This window comes from Asticcacaulis machinosus, assembly GCF_028550435.1.
Lineage (GTDB): Bacteria > Pseudomonadota > Alphaproteobacteria > Caulobacterales > Caulobacteraceae > Asticcacaulis > Asticcacaulis machinosus.
This window is the reverse complement of record NZ_JAQQKV010000010.1, coordinates 1-655: the sequence shown is the minus strand read 5'-3', so window position 1 is coordinate 655 and position 655 is coordinate 1. Positions and strand designations below refer to the sequence as shown.

At 59.4% G+C, this 655-nt stretch carries 1 protein-coding gene; it reads right to left on the bottom strand.

Features of this window, described 5'->3' with window-relative positions; genetic code table 11:
* Window positions 1–335, bottom strand: a 335-nt coding sequence (locus tag PQU98_RS16925) for a CoA transferase (RefSeq protein WP_272746143.1), incomplete at its 3' end; no start/stop codon positions are given.
* Window positions 336–655 lie beyond the last annotated feature (320 nt).

The window sequence follows — 655 nt, the reverse complement described above, 5'->3', positions numbered from 1 at the left end:
AGGCCGTATTTTTCAAGCCCACCGACCTTGAAGTTTTCAATCACCACATCGGCCTCAGATGCCAGTTGTCGGATACGGGCCTGACCTTCGGGTGCGGCCATATCCAGACAGACTGACGATTTGCCGCGATTGGTGGCATGGAAATAGGCTGCCCCCCAGACGCTGCCGTCACTATCATGCACAAAGGGCGGGCCCCAGCCACGCGTGTCATCGCCGTCACCGGGACGCTCGACCTTGATGACCTCAGCGCCCAGATCGGCCAGCACCTGACCAGCCCACGGCCCCGCCAGTATCCGCGCCAGTTCCAAGACTTTGATGCCAGAGAGCGGTTTCAAAGACGTGCCCCCACCACCGCATCTAGCGCTATGCGCGTCGTGCGGTCCCCCTCCCCAGTAAACTGGGGAGGTATAAAAGATTCATATCCCCCTGCCTGTGGCGGGGGGACACCGGCGCAGCCGGAGGGGGGGAGGTCTTGGTGGGCCATCAAAAGCATCCGGTGATATGTTTGTTTTTTGCCGCGCATTTAATCCAAAAACCGCTTCACACTTTTTGGCATGCGCTAATAAAACGCCTGCAGTCCCGTTTGCGCCCGCCCGAGGATGAGGGCGTGGACATCATGGGTGCCCTCATAGGTGTTGACGCTCTCCAGGTTCTG